Origin of the sequence: Streptomyces fuscigenes (assembly GCF_021556455.1) — a bacterium.
Taxonomy (GTDB): Bacteria; Actinomycetota; Actinomycetes; order Streptomycetales; family Streptomycetaceae; genus Streptomyces; species Streptomyces fuscigenes.
Genome location: NZ_JAKGCV010000543.1, coordinates 1 through 3,279 on the forward strand (window position 1 = coordinate 1; position 3,279 = coordinate 3,279).

Below are 3,279 nucleotides of genomic sequence, written 5' to 3' on the forward strand. Positions count from 1 at the left end.
GCGCGGGCGCCGTCGTCGCCGCGGCCGTCGCCGCCGTGGTCGTCCTCGGCGGCGGGACCTGGTTCGCGGTCGCGGCCCACAGCGGTGACGACGCCAAGCCCGTGGCGCACGCCCCGCGTTCCGTCCCCCCGAGCGCGCCGGCCACCTCCGGCACGCCCTTCCAGGGCGACGGCAGCGGGCCCGGCGGCGACGAGCACAGCGCCGACCCCAACGCGGGCCGCGCGGCGGGCGAGGCGAAGGTGCTGTGGACGCAGGCGCCCGGAAACGACATCCCCCGCGACCACACGACGGTCTACGGGCCCTGGTTCGTCGGGAACACGGTCGTACGGGCGCTGTACCGCCAGGTCGCCGGCTATTCGGCGGCCACCGGCAAGCAGCTGTGGTCGCTCACGCTGCCCCAGTCGGTGTGCGCCGCGCCCGTCGCGGCGAACGCCGCCGGACGGATCGTCATCGCCTACGAGGACCGCGCCGGCGAGAACGCCGAATGCGACCGGCTCAAGGAGATCGACCTCAGGACCGGCAAGGCGGGCTGGGGCAAGGAGCTCGGCAAGTCCGGCCAGTTCGACATCCTGCTGAACCTCAACATGGCCGTCGTCGGCGACACCGTGGCGGTCTCCCGGGTCGGGGGGACCACCGCCTACCGGATCAGCGACGGCAAGCAGCTGTTCGGCAGGCTCCCCGGCGACTGCCAGCCGGTCGCCGTCACCAGCGGCGCGAAGATGATCGCGTCGGAGTCCTGCAACGACGCCGCGATCGGCTCGACCGGCACGCAGCGGCTCGCGCAGCTCGACCCGGTCACGGGCAAGGCGAAGTGGACGTACAAGCTCGCGTCCGGTTTCAAGGTCGACAAGGTGTACTCCGTCGACCCGCTGGTCGTCTCTTTCAAGAACGAGGACAAGAAGTCCTGGAGCATCGCCTCGTTCGGTGCCGACGGCAAGGAACGGGCCACCCTGCGCAGCAAGGAGAAGTTCGCCGACGACTGCGGCGACGGCCTCGGCTTCGACGACGGCGCCCTCCAGGACTGCAAGGGCGTCGCCGCCGACTCCCGCACGCTCTACATGACGACCGCGCTGGACGAGAGCCACTCGCCGTACACGAACGCGATCGTCGCCTTCGACCTCGCCACCGGCAAGCAGAAGTGGAGGGCGCCCGCGCCCGCGGGCCGGCTGGTGACGCCGGTCGCGCCGAGCGGCGGCGGGCTGCTGGCCTACGAGGAGGCCACGCTCGACCGGCCGGGCGCCCTCGTGTCCGTCGGCGCCGGCGGCGGCGCGTTCAAGGTGGTGCACAAGAACCCCGACGCGGCCGCCGACCTGGAGTCGGGCGGGTTCTACCACCCGTCGTACCACTACGCGGGCGGCCGCCTGGTCCTCACCAACCACTCCGTCCTGCCGCCCGCGAAGGGCCAGTCCGACAGCTCGTCCCTGACCATGCTCGTGCTGGGCGAATGACCCGGCGTCCCCGGGATCCCCGCAACCACCGCACCCCGACCGACCGAGGACGTAACGCATGACCCAGCCGCCCCCGCCGCCGGCGGACCAGCCGCCGCAGCAGCCCCGACCGCCCCAGCCTCCGCAGTCCCCGCAGCCTCCCCAGCCGCCGGGCACACCCCCGCCGCCGGCCGGCCCGGCCCCGTGGCGGGCCGCCTCAGCGCCAGCGGCTCACTTCCACGTTCTCCAGGACGCCGAGGGCGTCGGGCACGAGGACGGCGGCCGAGTAGTAGGCCGTGACGAGGTAGGAGATGATCGCCTGCTCGCTGATGCCCATGAAGCGCACCGACAGGCTCGGCTCGATCTCGTCCGGGATCCCCGCCTGCTGGAGGCCGATGACGCCCTGCTCCTGCTCGCCCGTACGCATGCAGATGATCGACGTCGTGCGCGCGTCCGAGATCGGGATCTTGTTGGACGGGAAGATCGGCACGCCGCGCCATGCGGGCACGTGGTGGCCCGCGATCTCCACGCTCTCGGGCACGAGTCCGCGGCGGTTGCACTCCCGGCCGAACGCGGCGATCGCCTTCGGGTGCGCGAGGAACATCTTCGAGCCCCGCCTGCGGGAGAGCAGCTCGTCCATGTCGTCGGGGCTCGGCACGCCGTCGTGCGGCTGCAGGCGCTGCCCGTAGTCGCAGTTGTGCAGCAGGCCGAACTCCCTGTTGTTGACCAGCTCGTGCTCCTGGCGCTCGCGCAGCGCCTCGACCGTCAGCCGCAACTGCTGCTCGGTCTGGTTCATGGGCTGGTTGTACAGGTCGGCGACCCGGCTGTGGACCTTGAGCACGGTCTGCGCGACGCTCAGCTCGTACTCGCGGGGCGCGGCCTCGTAGTCGACGAAGGTGTGCGGCACGACGGCCTCGCCGACGTGGCCGGCCGACAGGTCGATCTCGGCCTCGCCGTAGGGGTTGGTGCGCTGGTGCGGCAGCCCGATCCGGGCGCGCAGGTGCTCGGCGAGGGACTCGGCGCGCTCGGCGAGGTTCAGCAGGTCGCTGCGGGTGAGGACGAGGACCGTGCAGGCGGTGGCCGCGCGCGCCGTGAAGTCCCAGGTGGCGTCGCCGTCGGTGAGGGCCTGATCGCCGAAGTAGGCGCCGTCGGCGAGGACTTCGAGGACGGCTTCCTCCCCGTAGGGGCCCTCGCCCATCTTCTCGACGCGGCCGTGGGCGAGCAGGAAGACGCGGTCCGCGGCCTCTCCGCGCGCGACCAGCTCCTGGCCCGCCTCGAATTCCTGCTGCTCGCAGCGGTTCGCCAGTTCCGTCAGGGCCTCCTGGTCCTCGTAGTGGCGCAACGCGGGCAGCTCGCCCAGCTCCGCCGGGATGACCGAGACGCGGTCCCCGGTCTGGACGAAGGTCACCCGCCCGTCCCCCACCGCGTAGCTCAGCCGGCGGTTGACCCGGTACGTACCGCCCTGCACCTGCACCCACGGCAGCATCCGCAGCAGCCACCGGGAGGTGATCTCCTGCATCTGCGGGACCGACTTGGTGGTGGTCGCCAGGTTCCGCGCGGCGGCCGTGCCCAGGCTCTGCTGGGGCCCGGACTGCTCTGTACGGACCTCATCAGCAACCGACATGAAGACTCCCCTTCGATCATGTACCGACCTGCGGAGCAAAGCGTTCCAGCACGCCGGGTGCCGGCACCACTACACAAAAGAGTGGGAGTGAACGGTGCTCCGCGGGGGCATTGGCGTGCGTCGCGCCGCTTCCGCGCCCCTCGCACCGGGCGGCCCCGGCACCACGCGCAGGGCGCCCGGCGGACGTGTCCGCCCCCCGCACGCGCCGCGGTCCGGGACGCGTGCCGG

Annotated in this window: 2 protein-coding genes; one reads left to right on the forward strand and one right to left on the reverse strand. The window is 72.4% G+C overall.

The genetic code is table 11. From position 1 onward, the window contains the following. On the forward strand, positions 1-1,448 hold a 1,448-nt coding region (locus tag L1885_RS25980), incomplete at its 5' end, for an outer membrane protein assembly factor BamB family protein (protein WP_235799603.1). 196 nt (positions 1,449-1,644) lie between these two features. On the opposite strand, the gene L1885_RS25985 is transcribed toward L1885_RS25980, so the two are convergent. Continuing rightward, on the reverse strand, positions 1,645-3,051 hold the full coding sequence (locus L1885_RS25985) for a family 2B encapsulin nanocompartment shell protein (RefSeq protein WP_235799604.1): 1,407 nt from the start codon (positions 3,049-3,051) through the stop codon (positions 1,645-1,647). Positions 3,052-3,279: the final 228 nt, after the last annotated feature.